Genomic DNA, 3,796 nt, shown 5'->3' with positions numbered 1-3,796 from the left:
AAAGACTAGGCATCGCCGTGCGCGCCGACCCCGACGCGGCAAATGCGGCCGCCGATGCCGACATCATCGTCACCACGACGCCGTCGACCGAGCCGCTGATCAAAGCCGGCTTTGTCTTGGCCGGCCAGCACATCACCGCTATGGGCTCGGACGCCGAGCACAAGAACGAGATGGCTCCGGCGATCCTGCGCATGGCCGATCTCTACGTCGCGGACAGCGCGAAACAGACGCGGCTGCTAGGCGAACTGCACCATGCCATCGCGGCGGGCGTGATGGCGGCCGATGCCGAAGTGACCGAACTCGGCCAGATCATCGCCGGCGAAAAGCACGGCCGGCGCTCAGCCAGCGACATCACCATCGCCGACTTGACCGGCACCGGCGTCCAGGACACGGCGATCGCCACGCTCGCCCGCGACCGTGCGCGGGCGGGGAATGCCGGGACTATTTTCGAAAGCTGATGCTGGCCGCAAGGCCCAACAAACGAGGACCAAGAACAATGCAGCCCAATCTCAAATTCTCGCGCGGCGAATATGCGGATCGCCTCGCCAAGACACGGAAGGCCATGGAGGCCAAGGGTGTCGATCTCCTTATTGTCAGCGATCCGTCCAATATGGCCTGGCTGACCGGCTATGACGGCTGGTCGTTCTACGTGCATCAGGCCGTCATCGTGCCGCCGTTGGGCGAACCGGTGTGGTACGGGCGCGGTCAGGACGCCAACGGCGCCAAGCGCACTGCGTATCTCGCGCACGACAATATCGTCGGCTATGCCGACCACTATGTGCAGTCGACCGAACGCCACCCGATGGATTTTCTCTCGCAGGTGCTGGCCGATCGCGGCTGGGGCAAGCTCAGCATCGGCGTCGAGATGGACAATTACTGGTTCTCGGCCGCCGCCTTTGCTTCGCTGCAAAAGCATCTGCCCAACGCCCGCTTCGTCGATGCCACGGCACTCGTCAATTGGCAGCGTGCGGTGAAGAGCCCGACCGAAATCGACTATATGCGCAAGGCCGCCCGGATCGTCGAAGCGATGCACCAGCGTATCGTCGACAAGATCGAAGTCGGCATGCGCAAATGCGATCTGGTCGCCGAGATCTATGATGCCGGCACGCGCGGCGTCGACGGGATCGGTGGCGACTATCCAGCGATCGTACCGCTGCTGCCATCAGGCCCCGATGCGTCGGCGCCACATCTGACCTGGGACGACCGGCCGATGAAGTCGGGCGAGGGTACCTTCTTCGAGATTGCCGGCTGCTATAACCGCTATCACTGTCCGCTTTCCCGGACTGTGTTCCTTGGTAAACCCACGCAGGAATTCCTCGATGCCGAAAAGGCGACGCTGGAAGGTATGGAGGCCGGGCTTGCCGCGGCAAAGCCTGGCAACAGCTGCGAGGACATCGCCAGCGCCTTCTTCGCGGTGCTGAAGAAATACGGCATCGTCAAGGACAACCGCACCGGCTATCCGATCGGGCTTTCCTATCCGCCGGACTGGGGCGAGCGCACCATGAGCCTGCGCCCCGGCGACCGCACCGAGTTGAAGCCGGGCATGACCTTCCATTTCATGACCGGCCTGTGGCTGGAGACGATGGGGCTCGAGATCACCGAATCCATCCTGATCACTGAGACAGGGGTCGAGTGCCTGGCCAATATGCCGCGCAAGCTGGTGGTGAAGAATTGAGCCCGATGTCCAGCCTTCGCCCCTCACCGATCACGCCGACCGTCGATTTCGACCGCGACGGCGTGCAGCACGGATTCCTGCGGCTGCCTTACAGCCGTGACGATTCAGCCTGGGGATCGGTGATGATCCCGATCTGCGTGATCCGCAACGGCAGCGGGCCGAGCGCATTGCTCACCGGCGGCAATCATGGCGACGAATATGAGGGGCCGCTGGCGCTCTACGATCTCGCCCGTACGCTCGATCCGAAGCACGTCAGCGGCACGGTGATCATCGTGCCGGCGATGAACTATCCGGCGTTCCGTGCCGGCACCCGCACCTCGCCGATCGATAAGGGCAATCTGAATCGCAGCTTTCCCGGCCGGCCCGACGGCACGGTGACCGAGAAAATCGCCGATTACTTCCAGCGCGAACTTTTGCCGCGCACCGATATCGCGCTCGACTTCCATTCCGGCGGCAAGACGCTCGACTTCGTGCCGTTCTGTGCCGCCCATATCCGGCCCGACAAAATGCTGGAGGCGAAGGGGTTCGCGGCGGTCGAAGCGTTCTCGGCGCCGTGGTCGATGAAGATGCTGGAGATCGATGCGGTCGGCATGTTCGACACTGCCGCCGAAGAGATGGGCAAGCTGTTCATCACCACGGAGCTTGGCGGCGGTGGCACCTCCCGCGCGGAAACGGTGCGGATCGCTCGTCGCGGCGTGCTCAATGTGCTGCGCCATTGCGGCATTGTCGCCGATGCGGTCGAGATGCAGCCGACCCGCTGGCTAGACATGCCGTCGGGCGATTGCTTCTCGTTCGCCGAGGACGACGGGATGATCGAAACGTTGATCGATCTGAGTGAGCCTGTCGAAGAGGGCCAGGTCCTGGCGCGCATCCACTCCATCGGCCGCACCGGTGCCGCACCTCAAGAGATCAGGGCAAGAATGGGCGGCATGCTGGCCGCGCGGCATTTCCCCGGGCTGGTCAAGGCGGGCGACTGCACCGCAGTGGTCGCCGTGCTGGTCGATTGAAAGCAGCCGCAGGGGCTCGGCTCTTGGATTAAGGCAGCTTAATTTAATAGCGCCGCGTCGAGGGGCGCGCGGAAATTCCTCGAGCTCCGCTTTGGCAATGCCGGCGACTTCGGCGTCGCTGAGATAGCTACCGCCGGCGACTTCCTTGAGGAAGCCCAACAGCGCCTCGACCCGCGCATCCCTGACCGCCTTTTTGCAGCACCGCGAGATTGCCCCAGCCCCGGCCGGGGCACTACGCTCGTTGGCGGTCTGCGAAACTGCTTGCGACCGTGCTACTCGATAAGCAGCAAGCCGCGCTTTTTGTCGCCATCGCTGTCGATTGTGTTTATGGCTGAAAACAGGCGCTCACGCTCGATCAGCCAGGGCTTGTAGTCCTCGTTTACGTCGAGGACGAAGACCATGTCCTCGGCCTCCAGATATCCTCCGACTGGGGAAAAATGGCCAGCGCCGGCGCCGAAAATCGTCTCACGGGTGAAGTTGACGATGTAACGGCGGCCGGGATCGTTGGCCCGCTTCATGTGCTCGCGAAAAGCATCAGCGCTCAGGTTCCGAAGCACGGAAACCTTCCGCCTGGTGTTCGTTCGAGCGACCTCGGCAAGCTCATCCAGCGTGAGTCCGATGACGCAAAAGCCTGTCCAGCACTTTCCGGTTCCGGCGAGGACTTCGGCTTCGGTTGTCTCCTCCTCGCCGATGGAGCGGAATGTGTTTGCGACACTTGCCGGGCCGCACCTTGATCCGTTTGATTGCCATGTGACGTCGGCATTGAAAGTGGCAGCCACGGGGAGCTTCCAGGCGCTGTCAATCAATTCAGGGGTGCGGATAACCGATGACTGGATTGCATCTTGCGAGGCTCTGGACTGGCCAGCAATCAAAAGTGCGCTGCCGCCTAGCAGGCCGACGACGGCGATCACAATCGCACCGAAAGCGAGACTGCGCTTCATTGCTGAACCTCGGAGGCAGCAACAGGACAATGAAGAAAAGCACCGCAACGTCAATCAGCGCCGCACCCGGCCAATCAGCCATCCGGTGATCTCGCGGATCGCTCGGCGATCACGGGACCCTCTGCCGGAACTTCGAATGACAGCTTGAGCAATCCTGCAGGATAAGATGTAGG

Annotated in this window: 3 protein-coding genes and 1 pseudogene; 3 read left to right on the top strand and 1 reads right to left on the bottom strand. The window is 62.5% G+C overall.

What is annotated here, in order from left to right; genetic code table 11:
* The 3 genes and pseudogenes from EOA86_RS26110 to doeB form a co-directional block, all read left to right on the top strand.
* Positions 1-458: pseudogene (locus tag EOA86_RS26110) on the top strand (ornithine cyclodeaminase family protein); the annotation flags it as partial.
* Between the two features lie 38 nt (positions 459-496).
* On the top strand, positions 497-1,675 hold the full coding sequence (gene doeA, locus EOA86_RS26105) for an ectoine hydrolase DoeA (protein WP_128344331.1): 1,179 nt from the start codon (positions 497-499) through the stop codon (positions 1,673-1,675).
* A gap of 5 nt (positions 1,676-1,680) precedes the next feature.
* Positions 1,681-2,682, top strand: a complete 1,002-nt coding sequence (gene doeB, locus EOA86_RS26100; RefSeq protein ID WP_128344329.1) for a N(2)-acetyl-L-2,4-diaminobutanoate deacetylase DoeB — start codon at positions 1,681-1,683, stop codon at positions 2,680-2,682.
* A gap of 272 nt (positions 2,683-2,954) precedes the next feature.
* Here doeB and EOA86_RS26090 read toward each other — a convergent pair whose 3' ends face one another.
* On the bottom strand, positions 2,955-3,623 hold the full coding sequence (locus tag EOA86_RS26090; RefSeq protein WP_128344327.1) for a phytochelatin synthase family protein: 669 nt from the start codon (positions 3,621-3,623) through the stop codon (positions 2,955-2,957).
* Between the last annotated feature and the right edge of the window lie 173 nt (positions 3,624-3,796).

The organism is Mesorhizobium sp. M5C.F.Ca.IN.020.32.2.1 (genome assembly GCF_004023105.1).
Taxonomy (GTDB): domain Bacteria; phylum Pseudomonadota; class Alphaproteobacteria; order Rhizobiales; family Rhizobiaceae; genus Mesorhizobium; species Mesorhizobium wenxiniae.
This window is presented reverse-complemented; position numbering and strand designations above follow the sequence as displayed.